Source organism: Streptomyces sp. OfavH-34-F (assembly GCF_022347745.1).
Taxonomy (GTDB): Bacteria; Actinomycetota; Actinomycetes; order Streptomycetales; family Streptomycetaceae; genus Streptomyces.
The window spans coordinates 31,374-50,947 of sequence record NZ_JAKRGC010000006.1 but is presented as its reverse complement, the minus strand read 5'-3'; the positions used below and the strand labels follow the sequence as shown (position 1 = coordinate 50,947).

Genomic DNA, 19,574 nt, shown 5'->3' with positions numbered 1-19,574 from the left:
GAGAAGCGGCACAGCCGGCACGTGGGACCGCGTGTCCGGCTCCCACGCTTCGGAGGAAGTTCAGGAGCGGCCGCCGACCGTTCCCAAGCACTCGATTCGGCCTGAAGATGACACCCCTCTGTGTCCACCCCTGATCTGCAGCGAGGTCGGCCCGGAGCCATCCCCAGCGTCCTCGCGGCGGCCCAACTCGTTCAATCCACGGTCACGGCGCTGCTATCCGGCTCCTGAGGCCTGTCCGTCGCACAATCGCGTCCGACCGCTGCCCACAACCCCTCGGTGAAACCGGGAAGGAACACGCTGCCGAGTTCGGTCGCAGCATGAGCGGCGATCGTGAACGGCCCGGGCGGATCACCGGTACGACGCCCGTAATGGCGAGGCACCCCGATGGTTGATCAGACGTGAGAATTCAGGAACGCCGCAGGGGGACGTCGGCGCCTCGCGATGCCAACGCGCGGAGGGTCATGGTAGCGCAGCGAAGCCGGGACACCGGTCCGGAGCTTGCGCTTCGCCGGGCTCTGCACTCATTGGGCTTCCGCTACCGCGTGGACCTGCCGATCGTCGGCATGCCGCGTCGTCGCGCCGACGGCACGTTCACGAAGTGGCGCACCGCCGTGTTCGTACAGGGCTGCTTCTGGCACGCCTGCCCGAGTCACCTGCATATGCCCCGACACAACTCGGAATGGTGGCGGCAGAAGCTTCGGGGAAACGCCCGCCGCGACGAGGAGACCGATGCCCACCTCGCGCTGATCGGTTGGCTGCCCCTCCGCATCCGGGAACACGAGACCGTCGACGACGCGGTCGAGCGGGTGGCGGCGGCGCTCGCCACCCGGGGGCATCCCCGCGCCCTGGCCATCAGCACCTGGTCGCCCGTGTCGGAACGGGCGCCCGAGGGCTCGTAGAGGAGCACGTGCGGCATCCGAACACACGCGGGACAGGGCTCTCAGCCGTAAGGGAGCCGCCACAACGCACAGCGCCACGCAGTGGACAGAGAAGACGCCTTGTGTAGTCAGCAGGACGGGGAGGGGAACGAGCTGAGCGACCTAGGCCGTGTCCGCAAAGTCATGGGAGCCAGAGTTGGAGGCAGGCGAGGGTGACCATTGCTTGGTAGTGGGCGGCTCGTTTGTCGTAGCGAGTGGCCAGGGCCCGGTTCTGTTTGAGCCGGCTGAAGCAGCGCTCGACGACGTTGCGCCGCCGGTAGGCGGTCCGATCGAGCCGGCAGAGACTTTCGCCGCGGCGCAGGCGCCCGTTGGTCTGGTCGATCCGCTCGGGAATCGTCGCGGCGATCCCGCGCCGACGCAGGTAGGCGCGGATCCTGCGGGCCGAGTAGCCCTTGTCCGCCACCACCCGCTCGGGCCGGGTCCGGGGCCTGCCCGGCCCCGGCCGGGTGATCCGGATGCGGTCCATGACCGGTTCGAACTGGGTGCAGTCGTTGCCGTTCCCGCCGGTCAGAGTGAAGGTTAGGGGGCGTCCCCGACCGTCGCAGGCCAGGTGGATCTTGCTGGTCAGCCCGCCGCGCGACCGGCCGAGCGCCTCGCCTTCCCAGGGCCCCCTTTTCGGGCCCCGGCCGCGTGCTGGTGGGCCCGCACCGTGGTGGAGTCGACACACACGATCGTCCAGTCGACCTGTCCGACAGCGTCACAGTGCTGCTGGACGTGGGCCAGGAGGCGGTCCCAGGTGCCGTCGGCGGACCAGCGGCGGAAGCGTTCGTAGACCGTCTTCCACGGGCCGTAGCGTTCGGGCAGGTCACGCCAGGCGGCCCCGGTGGACAGCTTCCACAGGATCCCGTTGACCACCTGGCGCCGGTCCCGCACCGGTCTGCCCATCCGGCCCGCCGCCAGCAACGGAGCGATCAACGCCCACGACTCATCGGTCAGTTCATGTCGACGCACCACGAACGGAGTAACGAGCGATCGACTTTGCGGACACGGCCTAGCCCTGGTCTGACACCCCACCAGAACGAGCGTTACGAGCGTCATCTCAGCGTCAAGACATCGCCCGTAACGTCCACCCCACACATAAAGCCCACCCGCGAACCCCCAGGCTAGCCGCCCTACTTCGCCGGCTCCAGGATCGCCACGCACTCCACGTGATGCGTCATCGGGAACAAGTCGAACGCCCGCAGTGTCCGCACCCGGTACCCGCCCTCCGCGAAGTACGAGATGTCGCGGGCCAGGGCCGCCGGGTCGCAGGCGACATACGCGATGCGGCGGGCGCCCAGGGCGGCCAGTTGCTTCACCGTGGACTTGCCGGCGCCCGCGCGGGGCGGGTCCAGGACGATGAGGTCGCACTCGGTGATGCCGGTGCGGGGCAGGACCTGCTCGACCTTGCCGTGTTCGATGCGGACGCGGTCCAGGTCGCGGAGGTTGTGCCGGGCGTCCTCGACCGCGCGCTTGCCGGACTCGATGCCGAGCACCGCGCCCTTCTCGCCGATGCGCTGGCCGATCGCGCCGGCGAAGAGGCCGACGCCGCAGTAGAGGTCGAGGGCGGTGTCGTTCTTGCGGGGCAGGAGGCCCTGCATGACCGCGCGGACCAGGGTGTCCGCAGCCTTGGGGTGGACCTGCCAGAAGCCGCCGGAGCCGACGCGGTACGTGCGGTCGTCGGCGCGTTCGCGGACGAAGGCGCGGCCGTGGACGCGGTGCACGCCGCCGTCGCGTTCGTCGACGCGCAGGACGGAGACCGGCTTGTCGAGTTCGACGAGGGGGAGGCGGCCGCCCGGGCGGGGGGTGAGGATGACCTGGCGGTCGTGGGAGCCGGTGGCGGCGATCGCCTCGACCGTCGCCATCTGCGGCCAGTCCTGCTGCTCGACGCCCAGCTCGGAGACGCCGGGCGCGGCGATCATGCAGTGGTCGATGATCTCGACGTCGTGCGAGCGGTGCTTGCGCAGGCCGACGCGGCCGTCGGCGTCGACGGCGTACTGGACGCGGGTCCGCCAGGCGGGCACCTCGCCCGCCGGGAGCTTGTCGCCCTCGGCCGGCATGACCGTGCCGTCCCAGCCGGCCTCCTCGGGGGTGAGGCCCGCGAGGCGCTGGAGCTGTTCGGCGATGACCTCGCCCTTGAGGCGGCGCTGGGCGCCCGGCTTGGCGTGCTGCCAGTCGCAGCCGCCGCACTTGCCGGGGCCGGCGAAGGGGCAGGGGGCCGGCACCCGGTCCTTGGACGCCTCGATGATCTCCACCGCGTCGGCGCGCAGGAAGCGCGAGTCCGCGGAGCCGTCGGTGATCCGGGCGACGACCTTCTCGCCGGGGAGCGTGTGGCGGACGAAGAGGACCCGGCCCTCGTCGGTGCGCGCGATGCAGTGGCCGCCGTGCGCGACCGGGCCGACCTCGACCTCGTACTCCCGTCCGACCAGCGACTCCGGCTGTGTCTCCCCGGTCTGCGGCGACGTGGATTCGTTCTGCATGAGGGGATGGCTCCAGGGAGGGAAGGGGATGGCCGGCGGCCGGACGACAACCTACGAGTCTACGTGGGTGCGGCCGGGCCGCCGACCACGGACGGCTCCCCCGCCTCAGCCCTTGCCCGACGGCTCCTTGGAGTGGCGGCGCTCCACCGGGCCCCGGCGGACCGAGCCCGGAGCGGTCCAGTCGGCGCGCTTGCGGGCGCGCTTCTTGGCCACCTCGGAGGACTCCAGCTGGTACGGGACCGAGGTGACCATCACACCGGGCGTGAAGAGCAGCCGGCCCTTGAGCCTGAGGGCGCTCTGGTTGTGCAGCAGGTGCTCGTACCAGTGGCCGACGACGTACTCCGGGATGTACACGCTCACGACGTCGCGCGGGCTCTCCCGGCGCAGGCCCTTGACGTACTCGATGACCGGGCGGGTCACCTCGCGGTACGGCGAGTCAAGGATCTTCAGCGGTACGTTGATGCCGCGCCGCTCCCAGTCCTCCCGCAGGGCCTTCGTCTCGGCCGGGTCCACGCTGATGGAGAGCGCCTCCAGATGGTCCGTGCGGATCAGCTTGGCGTAGGCCAGGGCACGCAGGGTGGGGCGGTGGAGCTTGGAGACGAGCACGATGGCGTGGACCCGCGAGGGGCGGATGGACTCGTCCGGGGACGTCTCGTCGGCGGCGATCTCCTCGGCGACCCGGTCGTAGTGCTTCCGGATCGCGGTCATCGTGCCGTAGAAGATCACCATGCCGAGCAGCGCCACCCAGGCTCCGTGGGTGAACTTGGTGGCGAGGACGACGACGAGCACCAGACCGGTGAAGAAGGCGCCGAAGGTGTTGATCGCGCGGGAGCGGATCATGCGCCGGCGCTTGCCCTGGTCCTTCTCCACGGCGAGATGGCGGTTCCAGTGCCGGACCATGCCCGTCTGGCTGAGCGTGAAGGAGACGAACACGCCGACGATGTACAGCTGGATGAGCCGGGTCGAGTCGGCGCCGTAGACGACCACGAGCGCGATCGCGGCGCCGGCCAGCAGCACGATGCCGTTGGAGAAGGCGAGCCGGTCGCCGCGGGTGTGCAGCTGGCGCGGCAGGTAGCGGTCCTGGGCGAGGATCGAGCCGAGCAGCGGGAAGCCGTTGTACGCGGTGTTCGCGGCCAGGAAGAGGACGAGGGCGGTCGCGGCGGCGAGGATCACGAAGAAGAACGTGCCGTCGCCGAAGACGGCGGCCGCGACCTGCGAGATGACCGGATCCTGGACGAAGCCGGAGCCGACCGGCCGGCCGTCGCTGATCAGGTCCTTCGCCGGGTTCTCGGCCATCTTGACGTCGGTGGCCATGGCCAGCGCGATGATGCCGCAGAACATGGTGACGGCCAGCAGGCCCATCATCGCCAGCGTGGTCGCCGCGTTCTTGCTCTTCGGCTTGCGGAACGCGGGTACGCCGTTGCTGATCGCCTCGACCCCGGTGAGCGCCGCACAGCCGGAGGAGAAGGCGCGCAGCAGCAGGAAGACGAGCGCGAAGCCGGCCAGGCCCTGGTGCTCGGCCTTGATGGTGTACGCGGAGGTGGGGGCGTGCATGGTGTCGCCGAGGACGAGCCCGCGGAAGGCACCCCACAGCAGCATGACGAAGACGCCGGCCACGAAGAGGTACGTGGGGATGGCGAAGAGCTTGCCGGACTCCTTGACCCCGCGCAGGTTCATCAGGGTCAGCAGGACGATGGCCGCGACCGCGCACCCCGTCTTGTGCTCGACGACGAACGGGACGGCGGAGCCCAGGTTCTCCACGCCGGAGGAGATCGACACGGCGACGGTGAGGACGTAGTCGACGAGCAGGGCGCTGGCGACGGTGAGCCCGGCCTTGGGCCCCAGGTTGGTGGTGGCGACCTCGTAGTCGCCGCCGCCGCTGGGGTAGGCGTGCACGTTCTGCCGGTAGGAGGCGACGACCGTGAACATCAGGACGACGACCGCGACGGCGATCCAGGGACTGAAGTGGTACGCCGACACGCCCGCGATGGACAGCACCAGAAGAACTTCTCCGGGTGCGTACGCCACCGAGGACAGCGGGTCGGACGCGAAGACGGGGAGGGCGATGCGCTTGGGGAGGAGCGTCTCCCCCAGCTTGTCGCTGCGCAGGGCCCGCCCGATCAGGATCCGTTTGGGCACGTCGGTCAGTTTGGACACGCTGAGGATCGTAAGGGTTCCGTATGGGGCCCGCCCCCGCCTGACGGGCGTGGCCCGCCAATCTCCTGCGCTCGGCCGGAAACGACGCGGAATCCTTAACGCAATCCTTGCGCCGCGCCCGCCGCAGGAGGGGTCGCGAGTGGTCCGGGCCACTTCGGCGCGGCCCCGGCCGCCGCGCGGGGGGCCACTCGGATGAGGCGCCGCGGCGGGCCCGGCATAAGCTCGGTGCTGGGCGACGGGGTACCCCGTTGCCCCGTTGTTTGCCCGGCCAGCCGAGGAAAGAGTGTGAGCAGGGTGTTTTCGCAGGTCAGCCGGAAGACCAGGACTGCGAGGTAGGCGCAAGGTGCACATCGTCATCATGGGCTGCGGGCGCGTGGGAGCCGCTCTCGCGCAGACCCTGGAGCAGCAGGGGCACACGGTCGCCGTCATCGACCGCGATCCCACGGCCTTCCGGCGCCTCGGTTCCGGCTTCGGCGGTCGCCGCGTCACCGGGGTCGGCTTCGACCAGGACACCCTGCGGGACGCGGGGATCGAGGAGGCCGGCGCATTCGCCGCGGTGAGCAGCGGCGACAACTCGAACATTATCGCGGCCCGGGTGGCGCGCGAGATGTTCGGCATCGAGAACGTGGCGGCCAGGATCTACGACCCGCGCCGGGCCGAGGTGTACCAGCGCCTGGGCATCCCGACGGTCGCGACGGTGCGCTGGACGGCGGACCAGATGCTGCGCCGGCTGCTGCCCTCGGGCGCGGAGCCGCTGTGGCGCGACCCGAGCGGCGGGGTGCAGCTCGCGGAGGTGCACACCACCCCGGCCTGGATCGGCCACAAGATCAGCACGCTCCAGGAGGAGACGGGCGTGCGCGTCGCCTTCCTCACCCGGTTGGGTGAGGCCATGCTGCCGTCGTCGCAGACGGTGCTCCAGGAGGGCGACCTCGTCCACGTGATGATGCGTACGGACGAGATCGCGAAGGTCGAGGCGGCCTTCGCCGAGGGCCCCGAGGAGGGCGGTCACTGATGCGAGTCGCGATTGCCGGGGCCGGTGCGGTGGGGCGTTCCATCGCGGGCGAGCTGCTGGAGAACGGGCACGAGGTGCTGCTCGTGGACAAGGCGCCGACCGCCATTTCGGTGGAGCGGGTGCCGATGGCCGAGTGGCTGCTGGCGGACGCCTGTGAGATCACGTCGCTGGACGAGGCGGCGCTGCAGCGCTGCAACGTCGTGATCGCGGCGACGGGGGACGACAAGGTGAACCTGGTCGTCTCGCTGCTGGCGAAGACCGAGTACGGCGTGCCGCGCGTCGTGGCCCGGGTGAACAACCCGAAGAACGAGTGGCTGTTCAACGAGGCGTGGGGCGTCGATGTGGCGGTCTCCACGCCGCGGCTGATGTCGGCGCTGGTGGAGGAGGCGGTGAGTGTCGGCGATCTGGTCCGGCTGCTGCGCTTCAGCCACGGCGACGCGAACCTGGTGGAGCTGACGCTGCCGCCGGAGTCGGCGCTCGCGGGTACGCAGGTCGGTGACGTGGCCTGGCCGGAGGACACCTCGCTGGTGACGATCATCCGGGGGCAGCGGGTGCTGACGCCGAGCCCGGAGGAGAGCCTGGAGGCCGGTGACGAGCTGCTGTTCGTGGCCGCGCAGGCGCGCGAGGAGCAGTTGGAGGACCTGCTGTCGGTGCGCCGGGGCGATCCGGAGAAGTGAGCACGGAAGAGGGGCCCGTCACCACGTGGTGACGGGCCCCTCTTCGGTGCTTCGGTCAGAACTCCTGGCTCCCGCCGGCCGTGGTGCGGGAGGTCCGGTCAGAACTCCTGGCTCCGGCCGGCCGTTTCGGCGGCGGCCTTGCGGGCCTTTTCGGCCTCCTCCTCCGCCTCCATCTCGGCGAAGACGTCGATGGGCGGCGGCGCCTTGGCGAGGAACACCCAGGTCAGATAGACGGCCAGCAGGAACGGCGGGATCTTGAGGGCGACGAGGACCCAGCCGAGCTGGGTGGTGTCGGCCCACCAGTACAGCGGGAACAGGATCGCCGACTTGGCGAGCAGGATCAGCCCCCAGGCGTAGCTGGCCTTGGCGTACGCCTTCTTGCGGCCGGGGTTACGGGTGCGCCAGGAGAGGTTCTCCTTGAAGACCGGGCCCAGGATCAGGCCGATCAGCGGCAGCCCGACGGCGGCGGTGACCAGGTAGGCGAAGGCGAGGCCGAGGGTGTAGATCATGCCCGGCAGGTAGAAGTCCTTGGCGTTGCCCGTCATCTTGGCGAAGACCACGCCGAAGGCCACACCGAAGACGCCGCTGAAGGCGTGCTTGACGGTGTCCTTGCGGATGAGCCGCACGGCGACCAGCACCAGCGACACCGCGACGGCCGCGATGGCCGAGTTGGTGAGGTTCTTGTCGATGGTGAAGATCGTGACGAAGAGCAGTCCGGGCAGGACCGTCTCCACCATGCCCCTCACGCCGCCGAACGCCTCGAACAGGGCGGCCTCGGTGACCGCCCTGCTGTCGGCGTCCTGCTGGTCGGTGGTGCGGTCCGTGTCGGACGTCGGCTTGTCGAGAGACGTCACCGGCTACTCCTTGCCGAGCGGTCGGAGTTCGTATTTGGGGTTGAACAGCACCCGGCGGCCGTGACTCATGGCGATCCGGCCGGAGGCGATGAGCTTGCGGCCCGGTTCTATGCCCACGATGGAGCGGCGGCCGAGCCAGACCACGTCGAGCGGTGCGGTGCCGTCGAAGAGTTCCGCCTCCAGGGCGGGCACTCCGGCGCGCGGCCGCAGGGTGACCGTCCGCAAGGTACCAGTCACCTTGACGATCTGGCGGTCGGTGCATTCGGAGATGCGGGTGCAGCCCGATGCCTGCGAGTCCTCCTCCAGCTCCTCGCACTCGAGGTCCTGCTGGGAGCTGGAAAGCCGGTCCAGCATCCGGCGGAAGCGCCCGGACGGCCGGTCGCCCTTGTGGGGCTTCTCGGATCGGGGAACAGCACTCATACCCGAAGGGTACCGGTCCGGCGGGCGCATGGCGGGTGGCCGCCGTCTCACCCGAACGAAGGACAAGGACGCGCCGGGCCCGCCGGTTTCAGGCGCGCTCGAAGCGGTACCCCATGCCGGGCTCGGTGACGAAGTGGCGGGGGTGCGAGGGATCGGCCTCCAGCTTGCGCCGCAGCTGGGCCATGTAGACCCGCAGGTAGTTGGTCTCGGTGCCGTACGAGGGGCCCCAGACCTCCTGGAGGAGCTGGCGCTGGCTGACGAGCCGGCCGCCGTTGCGGACCAGGACCTCCAGCAGGTGCCACTCGGTGGGCGTGAGCCGTACGTCGCGGCCGTCGCGGTGGACCTTCTTGGCGGCCAGGTCGACGGTGAAGCCCGCGGTCTCGACCACGACGGCCTGATCCCCGCCGTCCGGCCCGACCGGCTCCGCCCGGCGCACCGCCGCCCGCAGCCTGGCCAGCAGCTCGTCCATGCCGAACGGCTTGGTGACGTAGTCGTCGGCCCCCGCGTCCAGCGCCTCGACCTTCTCGTCGGAGGTGTGGCGGGCCGAGAGCACCAGGATCGGCACCCGGGTCCAGCCGCGCAGGCCCCGGATCACGTCCACGCCGTCCATGTCGGGCAGCCCGAGGTCCAGGACGACGACGTCGGGGTGGCGGGCGGCGGCGAGCTGGAGGGCGGTGGCCCCGTCGGGCGCCGCGTCCACCTCGTAGGTGCGCGCCTTCAGGTTGATCACGAGGGCGCGCACGATCTGCGGCTCGTCGTCGACCACTAGCACGCGGGTCATCGCGGTCCTGCCTTTCTGCTGTGCGTACGTCGTCGGGCGGAGCGGTCCGCCGGTCATGAGGTGACCCGCGCGGGCAGGCCGAGGGCGGTGGAGGCGTGGCCCGGCGCCGCCTTGACGGTGAGGACCATGGTGAGGCCGCCGCCCGGGGTGTCCTCGGCGTCCAGCGTGCCGCCCATGGACTCTGCGAAGCCCCGGGCGACCGCGAGGCCGAGTCCGACCCCGGAGCCGCGCGGGGCGTCGCCGTAGCGCTGGAACGGCTCGAAGATGCGCTCCTTGCCCTCGTCGGGGACGCCCCGGCCCCGGTCGGCGACCCGGAGTTCGACGCGGTCGCCGTGCGCGCTGGCGGCCACGGTGACGCGGTCGCCGTCCGGGCTGTACTTGACGGCGTTCTCCACGATGTTGGCCACGGCCCGCTCCAGCAGCCCGGGGTCGACGGCGACCATGGGCAGCGTCTCGGGGATGTCCAGGTCGACGCTGTCCTCCGGGACGCCACCCAGGGCCATGGGCACCACCTCGTCCAGGTCGATCTCCCGGATGAGCGGGGTGACGGTGCCGGTCTGGAGGCGGGACATGTCCAGGAGGTTGCCGACGAGGTGGTCGAGGCGGTCGGCGCCGTCCTCGATGCCTTCCAGGAACTCCGCCTCGTCGGCCTCGGACCAGGCGACGTCGTCGGAGCGCAGCGAGGAGACGGCGGCCTTGATCGCGGCGAGCGGGGTGCGCAGGTCGTGGCTGACGGCCGCCAGGAGCGCGGTCCTGATGCGGTTGCCCTCGGCGAGCCTGCGGGCCTCCTCGGCCTCGTCCACCAGGCGCTCGCGCTCCAGCACGACGGCGGCCTGGGCGGCGAACGCGCCGAGCACCCGGCGGTCCTCGGCGGGCAGCACCCGGCCGGTCAGGGCGAGCGCCATGTGGTCGCCGACCGGCATGTCCACGTCGGCGTCCTCGGGCCGGGCGGCCGGGGCCGGGCCGACGCTCCCGGCGCAGGTCCAGGGATCGACGTCGCTGCGGCGCTCCAGCAGGGCGACGGAGCCCATGCCGAAGGTCTCGCGGACCCGGTCCAGGAGTGCGGGCAGCGTGGTCTCCCCGCGCAGCACGCTGCCGGCCAGGAAGGACAGGATCTCGGCCTCCGCGCGCAGCCGGGCGGCCTGGTGGGTGCGGCGGGCCGCGAGGTCCACCACGGAGGCCACCGCGACCGCCACCGCGAAGAAGATCACGATGGCGACGAAGTTCTCCGGGTCCTGGACGGTGAGGGTGTGGGTGGGCGGGGTGAACCAGTAGTTGAGGAGCAGCGAGCCGACGGCGGCCGAGGCGAGGGCGGGCAGCAGTCCGCCGGTCAGGGCGGCGCCGACGGTCATGAAGAGGAAGAGCAGGACGTCGTTGGCGAGGCCGGGGCCGCTCTCCAGGGACTTGAGGAGGAGGGCGAGGACGACGGGGCCGCCGACGCCGACCGCCCAGCCCCAGATGATGCGGGCGCGGCCGAGGCGGGCGCCGCGCGCCATGGGCAGGCCGCGGCCCTTGGCGACCTCGCCGTGGGTGACGATGTGGACATCCAGGTCGGTGCCGGACTCGCGGGCGACGGTGGCGCCGACGCCGGGTCCGTAGATGTACTGCCAGGTCTTGCGGCGGCTGGAGCCGAGGACGATCTGGGTGGCGTTGACGCCGCGCGCGAACTCCAGGAGCGCCGAGGGTATGTCGTCGCCGATGACGTGGTGGAAGGTGCCGCCCAGGTCCTCGACGAGGGTGCGCTGGACGGTCAGCTCCTTGGGCGAGGCGGCGGTCAGCCCGTCGCTGCGGGCGACGTAGACGGCCAGGATCTCGCTGCCGGAGCCCTTGGCCGCCATGCGCGCGGCGCGCCGGATCAGGGTGCGGCCCTCGGGGCCTCCGGTGAGGCCGACGACGATGCGTTCGCGGGCCTGCCAGGTGGTGCGGATGTTGTGCTCGCCCCGGTACTGCTGAAGGTATTCGTCGACCCGGTCGGCGACCCAGAGCAGGGCCAGCTCGCGCAGGGCGGTGAGGTTGCCGGGGCGGAAGTAGTTGGAGAGGGAGGCGTCGATCCGGTCCGGTTTGTAGATGTTGCCGTGGGCCATGCGGCGGCGCAGGGCCTGGGGCGACATGTCGACCAGTTCGAGCTGGTCGGCGCGGCGGACGACCTCGTCGGGCACCGTCTCGCGCTGGCGTACACCGGTTATGGACTCGACGACGTCGCCCAGGGACTCCAGGTGCTGGATGTTGACCGTGGAGACGACGTCGATGCCGGCCTGGAGGAGTTCCTCGACGTCCTGCCAGCGCTTGGCGTTGCGGGAGCCGGGCACGTTGGTGTGGGCCAGCTCGTCCACCAGGGCGACGGCCGGGGCGCGCTCCAGGACGGCGTCGATGTCCATCTCGGTGAACACGGCCGTGCGGTGCTCGATCTCCCGGCGCGGCACGGTTTCCAGGCCGTGCAGCATGGTCTCGGTGCGCGGCCGGTCGTGGTGCTCGACGAAGGCGACCACGCAGTCGGTGCCCCGCTCGACGCGCCGGTGCGCCTCGGCGAGCATCGCGTACGTCTTGCCGACGCCGGGTGCCGCACCGAGGTAGATCCGAAGTTTGCCGCGCGCCATGGCCCCATTGTCTTCCGAAACCGGCGGCCGCCGTCCTGGCGGCCGTGATTCGAAAGTACCTGGAGGTTTTCCGGCATATCGGGCGGGGGGTGGGAAGGCGGCGGGAATTGACGCAACCCTGATACAGGGCCGGCCCGCCGGTCAGTGCTCGATGATGTGCCCGTCGCTCAGCTCCAGCACGCGGTCGGCGAGGCCGAGCAGCTGGGGGTCGTGGGTGGCGACGAGCGCGGTGACGTTCTCGCTGTGCACGACGGCGCGCAGCAGCTCCATCACCGCGAGCCCGGTCTCCTGGTCGAGCTGCCCGGTCGGCTCGTCCGCGATCAGCAGGGCGGGCCGGTTGGCGAGCGCGCGGGCGATGGCCACCCGCTGCTGCTGGCCGCCGGACATCTCGCCGGGGCGCTGCGCCGCGTGGTCGGCGAGGCCGACCAGGGAGAGCAGCAGCGAGACCCGCTCCTCGCGCTCGCGCGGGTCCGCCTTGCGCAGCCGCAGGGGCACGCCGACGTTCTCCGCCGCCGTGAGGATCGGGATCAGGCCGAAGGACTGGAAGATGAAGCCGATGCGGTCCCGGCGCAGTTCCAGCAGCCCGTCGTCGCCGAGGGTGGAGAGGTCGGTGCCGTCCACGGTGATCCGGCCGCCGTCCGGGCTGTCGAGGCCGCCGACGAGGTTGAGCAGGGTGGTCTTGCCGGAGCCGGAGCGGCCCTTGAGGGCGACCAGCTCGCCGCGCGGCACCTCGAAGGAGACGCCGCGCAGCGCGTGGACGGCGCCGGCGCCGGAGCCGTAGGAGCGGTGCAGGTCCTCGACGCGCACCATCGGGCGGTCGGCGACGGCCGTCCCGGCGCCCCCGCCGGTGCTCGTGTCTGCGCTGTTCTCGGTCATGTCGCTCCCCCGTGGGTCCTCGGCTGTCGGCCGCCAGTATGTGCAGGCGGCACGGGACGGGGCAATGCCCGGTCGCGGCTCGGGGGCAGCGGCGCGCCGTTCAGCGCGCGGCCAGCCGCCGCAGCGCGATGTTGAGCCGCAGGACGTTGACCCTCGGTTCGCCGATGAAGCCGAGGAGGCGGCCCTCGGTGTGCCGCTCGACGAGTGCGGCGACCCGGTCGGCGGCCAAGTGGTTGCGGGCGGCGACGCGGCGGACCTGGAGCTGTGCGTACGCCGGGGATATGTGGGGGTCGAGCCCGGAGCCGGAGGAGGTGACCGCGTCGGCGGGCACCCGTGCGGGATCGACCGGGTGGCCCGGGACGGAGTTGTCCCGGACGACGGCGGCGCGGGCGGCGGCGACCCGGTCGATCAGCTCCGGGCTGTCCCCGGCCAGGTTGCTCGCGCCGGAGACGAGCAGCCCGTAGCGGGTGTTGCGGCTGTTGGTGCCGAGCCCGGCGGAGGGGCGCGGCTGGAACCAGCGCGGGTCGGGGGCCGGGGCCTCCCCGTCCTTCGTGGCCGGCAGGTCGTAGCGCTGGCCGATGAGGGCGGAGCCGACGACCCGGCCGCCGTCGGTGATCTCGGAGCCGGCGGCGCGGTGCGGCATGAGCGTGCGGGCGGCTCCGGTGACGGCGAGCGGGTAGAGGACGCCGCAGACCAGAGTGAGGACGAGCAGGGCGCGCAGGGCGGCCCACGCCTGGCGGGCCGGGATGCGTACGGATGTGTGCATGACGGGTCAGCCGATTCCGGGGAGGAGGGAGAGGAGCAGGTCGATGAGCTTGATGCCGGCGAAGGGCGCGAGGAGGCCGCCGATGCCGTAGACGGCGAGGTTGCGCCGGAGCAGGGCCGCCGCGCCGCCGGGCCGGTGGCGGACGCCCCGCAGGGCGAGCGGTACGAGCGCGACGATGATCAGCGCGTTGAAGACGACGGCGGAGAGGATCGCGGTCCGGGGCGAGGAGAGGTCCATGACGTTGAGCCGGTCCAGGCCCGGATACACGGCGGCGAACATGGCGGGGATGATCGCAAAGTACTTGGCGACGTCGTTGGCCAGCGAGAACGTGGTGAGCGCGCCGCGGGTGACGAGGAGCTGCCTGCCGATCTCCACGATCTCGATGAGCTTGGTCGGGTCGGAGTCCAGGTCGACCATGTTCCCGGCCTCCTTGGCGGCCGAGGTCCCGCTGTTCATGGCCACGCCGACATCGGCCTGAGCGAGCGCCGGGGCGTCGTTGGTGCCGTCGCCGGTCATCGCGACGAGCGCGCCGCCGGCCTGCTCCCGCTTGATGAGGGCCATCTTGTCCTCGGGCGTGGCCTCGGCGAGGAAGTCGTCGACTCCGGCCTCCTCGGCGATGGCCTTCGCGGTGAGCGGGTTGTCGCCGGTGATCATCACGGTGCGAATGCCCATCCGGCGCAGCTCGGCGAACCGCTCCGGCATGCCCTCCTTGACCACGTCCCTGAGGTGGACGACACCCAGGACCCGCGCCCCTCGCTCGTCCTCGACGGCCACCAGGAGCGGCGTGCCGCCCTGCGCCGCGATGCGGTCGGCGCCCCGGCGTGCCTCGTCGGGGACGGTCCCGCCCCGCTCGCGCACCCAGGCGGAGACCGCTGTGGCGGCGCCCTTGCGGACGCTGCGCCCGGCCACGTCCACGCCGGACATGCGGGTGCGGGCGGTGAAGGCGACCCAGGTGGCGCCGGACAGCTCGTCCGCGCGGTCTCCGCCGGGCCCGTACCGCTCCTCGGCGAGGGCGACCACGGACCGGCCCTCGGGGGTCTCGTCGGCCAGCGAGGCGAGCCGGGCGGCCCGCGCCAGTTCGGCGCCGGTGACCCCGTCGGCGGGCAGCAGGCCGGTGGCGCGGCGGTTGCCGTGGGTGATGGTGCCGGTCTTGTCGAGCAGCAGCGTCGAGACGTCACCGGCCGCCTCGACGGCACGCCCGGACATCGCGAGCACGTTGCGCCGCACCAGCCGGTCCATGCCCGCAATGCCGATCGCGGAGAGCAGTGCGCCGATGGTGGTCGGGATGAGGCAGACCAGCAGCGCGGTCAGCACGATGACGGACTGCTCGCCGCCCGCGTACACGGCGAACGGCTGGAGGGTGACCACGGCGAGGAGGAAGGCGATCGTCAGGGACGCCAGCAGGATGTTCAGGGCGATCTCGTTGGGGGTCTTCTGCCGGGCGGCGCCCTCCACCAGGGCGATCATCCGGTCGATGAACGTCCTGCCGGGTTCGGTGGTGATCCGGATGACGACGCGGTCGGAGAGCACCTTCGTACCGCCGGTGACGGCGCTGCGGTCGCCGCCGGACTCGCGGATGACCGGGGCGGACTCGCCGGTCACCGCGGACTCGTCCACGCCGGCCACGCCTTCCACGACGTCCCCGTCGCCGGGGATGAGGTCGCCCGCCTCGCAGACGACCAGGTCGCCGACGCGCAGGTCGGTGCCGGCGACCCGTTCCTCGCGTCCGCCGGTCAGCCGGCGGGCGACGGTGTCCGTCTTCGCCCGCCGCAAGGTGTCGGCCTGCGCCTTGCCGCGTCCTTCGGCGACGGCTTCGGCGAGATTGGCGAAGAGCGTGGTCAGCCACAGCCAGCCGGCGATCGCCCAGCCGAACAGGTCGCCGGGGTCGCGGGCGGCGAGCACGGTGGTGACGACGGAGCCGGCCAGCACCACGCACATGACGGGTGAGGCTGCCATCGTCCGTGGGTGGAGTTTGCGCACCGCCTGGGGCAGTGCGGCGACGAGCGTCCGGGGGTCGGACAGCGCGGCGCCAGGACGGGCCCGCCGCCCGGCCGCGGTCCCGGAGTGCTCCTGCTGTCGCGTATGGGGGGTCATGGCGCGAGTCCTTCGGCGAGCGGGCCCAGGGCGAGGGCCGGGAAGTAGGTCAGGCCGGCGACGACCACCACGACCGCGGCCAGCAGCGCGCCGAACAGCGGGGTGTGGGTGGGGACGGTGCCGGAGGTGGCCGGTACGGGCCGCTGCCCGGCCAGCGAGCCGGCCAGGGCGAGGACGAACACCATGGGCAGGAAGCGGCCCAGCAGCATGGCGAGCCCGAGGGTGGTGTTGAACCACGGGGTGTCGGCGGCCAGTCCGGCGAACGCCGAGCCGTTGTTGTTGGCGCCGGAGGTGTAGGCGTACAGGATCTCGGAGAAGCCGTGCGCCCCGGGGTTGGCCGTCGAGCCGGACGGGGCGGGCAGGGCGACGGCCGCGGCGGTGAGCCCGAGCACCAGGGCGGGGGTGACGAGGAGGTAGCAGGCGGCGAGCTGGATCTCGCGGGTGCCGATCCGCTTGCCGAGGTATTCGGGTGTGCGGCCGACCATCAGGCCCGCCAGGAACACCGCGACGAGCGCCATGATCAGCATGCCGTACAGCCCGGAGCCGACGCCGCCGGGGGCGATCTCGCCGAGCTGCATGCCGAGCAGCGTGATGCCGCCGCCGAGGCCGGTGTACGAGGAGTGGGCGGAGTTCACGGCGCCGGTGGAGGTGAGGGTGGTGGCCACGGCGAACAGTGACGAGCCGCCGATGCCGAACCGGGTCTCCTTGCCCTCGGTGGCGCCGCCCGCGAGCGAGAACGCGGGGCCGTGGTGGGCGGACTCGGTCCACATCATCAGCGCGGAGAAGCCGAGCCAGAAGACGAGCATGGTGCCCAGGAGCGCGTACCCCTGCCGGACGGAGCCCACCATGCGGCCGAAGGTGCGGGTCAGCGCGAACGGGATGACGAGGATCAGGAAGATCTCGAAGAGGTTGGACAGGCCGGTGGGGTTCTCGAAGGGGTGGGCGGCGTTGGCGTTGAAGTAGCCGCCGCCGTTGGTGCCCAGCTCCTTGATGGCCTCCTGGGAGGCGACCGCGCCGCCGTTCCACTGCTGGCCGCCGCCCGTGAACTGCCCGACCTCGTGGATGCCGGCGAAGTTCTGTATCGCCCCGCAGGCGACGAGGACGAGCGCGCTCACCGCGGCCAGCGGCAGCAGGACGCGTACGGTGCCGCGCACCAGGTCGCACCAGAAGTTGCCGAGTTCCCCGGTGCGGGAGGCGGCGAACCCGCGGACGAGGGCGACGGCGACGGCCATGCCGACGGCGGCGGAGAGGAAGTTCTGCACGGCGAGGCCGCCGGTCTGCACGACGTGGCCCATGGTCTGCTCGCCGGCGTACGACTGCCAGTTGGTGTTCGCGACGAACGAGGCGGCCGTGTTGAACGCCTGGTCGGGGTCGATCGAGGAGAAGCCGAGCGAGCCGGGCAGGGCGCCCTGGAGCCGTTGCAGCAGGTACAGGAAGAGGACGCCGACGGCGGAGAAGGCGAGGACGCCGCGCAGATAGGCGGCCTGGCGCATCCGCGCGGTGGGGTCGGCGCCGATCGCCCGGTAGATCCACCGCTCGGCCCGCAGATGGTGGGCCGAGGTGTAGACCCGGGCCATGTGGTCGCCGAGTGGGCGGTACGCCAGCCCCAGCGCCACCACGAGCGCGAGGAGCTGGAGCACACCGGAGAGGACGGGGCTCATGTCGGCTCAGAACCTCTCGGGGAAGAGGAGGGCGAGGACGAGGTAGCCCAGCAGGGCGGCGGCCACGACGAGGCCGGCCACGTTGTCCGCGGTCACAGCTTCGCCACCCCCTTGGCGACGAGTGCCACCAGCGCGAAGACCGCGATGGTGGTGAGGACGAAGGCCGCGTCGGCCATCGGATGCTCCCGGACTGAGGTGTCGATGTTTCGGACCCCATGAGCAAACCTCCCGCCGGCACCGCTGTGACCTGCGTTGATGCCTCCTTTACGGGAGTGGGCGCGTCCTTGACGCCGCCTGTACGTCCCCCATACGCCTCCCGTACGCGCAACGGCCGGTGGGCCGCACCCCCAAGAAGGGGTACGGCCCACCGGCCGGTGTCGGGTGTGCGGGTCAGCGCACCTCGGTGATCTCGGGGCCGCGCTGCAGGCCCGCCATGCCGCCGGAGAAGCGGGAGCCCTCCTGCTCCTCCTGCTGCACGCCCTCGGGGACCATCTGGGCGTCGTTGGGGAGCTTGAGGACGATCGGGTCGCGCGGGGCCATCGGGCCCTCGCCGCGGACCACCACGGTGTCGCGGAAGACCGTCTCCAGGAGCCCGGCGGCCTCCGGCTGCACGGCGCCCTGGCCGGAGATCACACCGCGCAGGAACCAGCGCGGGCCGTCCACGCCGACGAACCGCACCAGCTGCACGCCGTTCGTCCCGTCGGGGAGCTGTACGGGGACCTGCGCGCGCAGCTCCCAGCCCAGCGGGCCCTCGACCTCGTCGATGACGCCGCCCTGCTGGGTGATGCCCGCGGCGATCTCCTCGCGGACCTCGCCCCAGATGCCCTCCTTCTTGGGGGCGGCGAACGCCTGGAGCTGGATCGCGCTGTCGCGGAGCACGACGGTGGCCGCGACGATCGCGTCACCGGCGACCTCGACCCTCAGCTCCATGCCCTCGACGCCGGGCACGAAGATGCCGCCCAGGTCCACCCGGCCGTCGCCGGGCTGGGACACCTCGCTGATGTCCCACGGGCCGTCCGGGCGCGGAGCCGGCGGAAGGTTCGTCCGGCGCGGCTCGCCCTCGGTCTGCTCGTCGACGACCTGCTCGGCCTCGCGCGCCTCGGCCGCCTGGTCATCGGCGGCACCACTGTTCTTGCGACGTCCGAACACGTCACTGTCCTTCCCGGTCGGATTCGACCGAAGCGTAGCTGTTCCCGCCCTGGGGAACCCCGCCCCGGACGCCATCAACATCAACGGCGGCATGACCGCCGGTGGATCCGAAGCCCCCCTCGCCCCGCGCCGAGCCGGGAAGCTCCGACACCTCGTGGAAGCGCACCTTCTCGACCTGCTGAACAACCAGTTGGGCAATCCGGTCGAACCGCTCGAACCGCACGGTCTCCCGCGGGTCGAGATTGATGACGATCACCTTGATCTCTCCACGGTACCCGGCATCGACCGTCCCCGGGGCATTCACCAGGGCGACTCCGCAGCGGGCGGCGAGACCGGATCGTGGGTGCACGAACGCGGCGTACCCGTCCGGCAGGGCGATCGAAACCCCGGTCGGCAGCACGGTCCGCTCCCCCGGCGCCAGTTCGGCGGCCTCGGTGGTCACGAGATCGGCGCCGGCGTCGCCGGGGTGGCCGTAGGAGGGCAGCGGGACCTCCGGGTCCACCCGGCGGATGAGGACGTCCACGGGGTGGCGCATCAGGGGTTCACCTCGAAGGCGCGGACGCGCTTGACCTGGTCGGGGTCGGCCATGGCGGCCTGGATCTCGGCCGGCCGGCCGTTGTCGATGAAGTGGTCCACCTTGACCTCGATGAACAGGGCGTCGGCGCGCACGGCCACCGGCCCGTCCGGGCCGCCGATGCGGCCGACCGCCCGCGAGTAGAGCTTGCGCCCGTGCACGGCGGTGATCTCGGCGTCGAGGAACAGCACGGTGCCGACCGGGACGGGCCGCACGAAGTCGGTCTCCAGCCGCCCGGTCACCGCGATCACCCGCAGCAGCCAGTTCAGCGAGCCCAGCGTCTCGTCCAGCGCGGTCGCCAGCACACCGCCGTGCGCGAGGCCCGGAGCGCCCTGGTGGGCCTCCTGCACGGTGAACTCGGCGGTGACCCGGACACCCTCCTCGGCGCGGGCCTGGAGGTGCAGTCCGTGGGCCTGGCCGGAGCCGCAGCCGAAGCAGTGCTCGTAGTGCGCGCCGAGAAGCTCGCCGGGGGCCGGGGCGTCGGGGTGCCGGACCGGTTTCACCGCGTCGGCCGGGGGCGTCAGAGCCGCAGATGTTCCACTCACAGGCGCAGACCTTA

The 19,574-nt window shown here is 71.9% G+C and carries 18 protein-coding genes; 3 read left to right on the top strand and 15 right to left on the bottom strand.

Features of this window, described 5'->3' with window-relative positions:
• The first annotated feature begins 461 nt into the window (after window positions 1–461).
• Window positions 462–899, top strand: a complete 438-nt coding sequence (locus MHW47_RS02670) for a very short patch repair endonuclease (protein WP_239220944.1) — start codon at window positions 462–464, stop codon at window positions 897–899.
• 160 nt (window positions 900–1,059) lie between these two features.
• Here MHW47_RS02670 and MHW47_RS02665 read toward each other — a convergent pair.
• The 3 genes from MHW47_RS02665 to MHW47_RS02655 all read right to left on the bottom strand — a co-directional run bounded on the left by MHW47_RS02665 (window position 1,060) and on the right by MHW47_RS02655 (window position 5,554).
• A protein-coding gene (locus MHW47_RS02665) for an IS5 family transposase (RefSeq protein WP_374230045.1) occupies window positions 1,060–1,892 on the bottom strand; the annotation gives its coding sequence in 2 pieces (ribosomal slippage) (window positions 1,060–1,550 and window positions 1,550–1,892; 834 coding nt in all).
• A 158-nt stretch (window positions 1,893–2,050) separates the two neighbouring features.
• Window positions 2,051–3,397 carry a class I SAM-dependent RNA methyltransferase gene (locus tag MHW47_RS02660; protein ID WP_239220943.1) on the bottom strand — a complete coding sequence of 449 codons (1,347 nt, stop codon included), beginning with the start codon at window positions 3,395–3,397 and terminating at the stop codon, window positions 2,051–2,053.
• 105 nt (window positions 3,398–3,502) lie between these two features.
• Window positions 3,503–5,554, bottom strand: a complete 2,052-nt coding sequence (locus MHW47_RS02655; protein ID WP_239220942.1) for an APC family permease — start codon at window positions 5,552–5,554, stop codon at window positions 3,503–3,505.
• A 343-nt stretch (window positions 5,555–5,897) separates the two neighbouring features.
• Here MHW47_RS02655 and MHW47_RS02650 point away from each other — a divergent pair, with 343 nt between their 5' ends.
• Both MHW47_RS02650 and MHW47_RS02645 read left to right on the top strand, forming a co-directional pair.
• Complete coding sequence (locus MHW47_RS02650; RefSeq protein WP_239220941.1) at window positions 5,898–6,566, top strand: TrkA family potassium uptake protein; 669 nt, start codon at window positions 5,898–5,900, stop codon at window positions 6,564–6,566.
• Window positions 6,566–7,243 carry a TrkA family potassium uptake protein gene (locus MHW47_RS02645; RefSeq protein ID WP_239220940.1) on the top strand — a complete coding sequence of 226 codons (678 nt, stop codon included), beginning with the start codon at window positions 6,566–6,568 and terminating at the stop codon, window positions 7,241–7,243. The genes MHW47_RS02650 and MHW47_RS02645 overlap by 1 nt, the downstream gene beginning before the upstream one ends.
• 98 nt (window positions 7,244–7,341) lie before the next feature.
• Here MHW47_RS02645 and MHW47_RS02640 read toward each other — a convergent pair whose 3' ends face one another.
• From MHW47_RS02640 to MHW47_RS02585, 12 genes are all read right to left on the bottom strand, one after another.
• Window positions 7,342–8,097 (bottom strand): DUF3159 domain-containing protein, encoded by a 756-nt coding sequence (locus MHW47_RS02640; RefSeq protein ID WP_239220939.1) that lies wholly within the window; start codon window positions 8,095–8,097, stop codon window positions 7,342–7,344.
• Between the two features lie 3 nt (window positions 8,098–8,100).
• Window positions 8,101–8,517 carry an OB-fold nucleic acid binding domain-containing protein gene (locus MHW47_RS02635; protein WP_239220938.1) on the bottom strand — a complete coding sequence of 139 codons (417 nt, stop codon included), beginning with the start codon at window positions 8,515–8,517 and terminating at the stop codon, window positions 8,101–8,103.
• A gap of 88 nt (window positions 8,518–8,605) precedes the next feature.
• Entirely contained in the window at window positions 8,606–9,298 is a 693-nt protein-coding gene (locus MHW47_RS02630) for a response regulator (protein ID WP_239220937.1), read from the bottom strand.
• Between the two features lie 53 nt (window positions 9,299–9,351).
• On the bottom strand, window positions 9,352–11,895 hold the full coding sequence (locus tag MHW47_RS02625; protein WP_239220936.1) for a sensor histidine kinase KdpD: 2,544 nt from the start codon (window positions 11,893–11,895) through the stop codon (window positions 9,352–9,354).
• A 141-nt stretch (window positions 11,896–12,036) separates the two neighbouring features.
• Window positions 12,037–12,771 carry an ABC transporter ATP-binding protein gene (locus MHW47_RS02620; protein ID WP_239220935.1) on the bottom strand — a complete coding sequence of 245 codons (735 nt, stop codon included), beginning with the start codon at window positions 12,769–12,771 and terminating at the stop codon, window positions 12,037–12,039.
• A gap of 100 nt (window positions 12,772–12,871) precedes the next feature.
• Complete coding sequence (kdpC, locus tag MHW47_RS02615) at window positions 12,872–13,537, bottom strand: potassium-transporting ATPase subunit KdpC (protein WP_239220934.1); 666 nt, start codon at window positions 13,535–13,537, stop codon at window positions 12,872–12,874.
• 6 nt (window positions 13,538–13,543) lie between these two features.
• On the bottom strand, window positions 13,544–15,631 hold the full coding sequence (gene kdpB, locus MHW47_RS02610; RefSeq protein WP_239220933.1) for a potassium-transporting ATPase subunit KdpB: 2,088 nt from the start codon (window positions 15,629–15,631) through the stop codon (window positions 13,544–13,546).
• A complete protein-coding gene (gene kdpA / locus MHW47_RS02605) occupies window positions 15,628–17,292 on the bottom strand; it encodes a potassium-transporting ATPase subunit KdpA (RefSeq protein WP_239220932.1) in 1,665 nt (554 codons plus the stop codon). Before kdpA ends, kdpB begins: the two co-directional genes overlap by 4 nt.
• A gap of 6 nt (window positions 17,293–17,298) precedes the next feature.
• Window positions 17,299–17,388 carry a K(+)-transporting ATPase subunit F gene (kdpF, locus tag MHW47_RS02600; protein WP_018520580.1) on the bottom strand — a complete coding sequence of 30 codons (90 nt, stop codon included), beginning with the start codon at window positions 17,386–17,388 and terminating at the stop codon, window positions 17,299–17,301.
• Between the two features lie 294 nt (window positions 17,389–17,682).
• Window positions 17,683–18,441 carry a DUF3710 domain-containing protein gene (locus MHW47_RS02595; RefSeq protein ID WP_239220931.1) on the bottom strand — a complete coding sequence of 253 codons (759 nt, stop codon included), beginning with the start codon at window positions 18,439–18,441 and terminating at the stop codon, window positions 17,683–17,685.
• A gap of 1 nt (window position 18,442) precedes the next feature.
• Window positions 18,443–18,976 carry a dUTP diphosphatase gene (gene dut / locus MHW47_RS02590; RefSeq protein WP_239220930.1) on the bottom strand — a complete coding sequence of 178 codons (534 nt, stop codon included), beginning with the start codon at window positions 18,974–18,976 and terminating at the stop codon, window positions 18,443–18,445.
• Complete coding sequence (locus MHW47_RS02585; protein ID WP_239220929.1) at window positions 18,976–19,560, bottom strand: PaaI family thioesterase; 585 nt, start codon at window positions 19,558–19,560, stop codon at window positions 18,976–18,978. The genes dut and MHW47_RS02585 overlap by 1 nt, the downstream gene beginning before the upstream one ends.
• Window positions 19,561–19,574 lie beyond the last annotated feature (14 nt).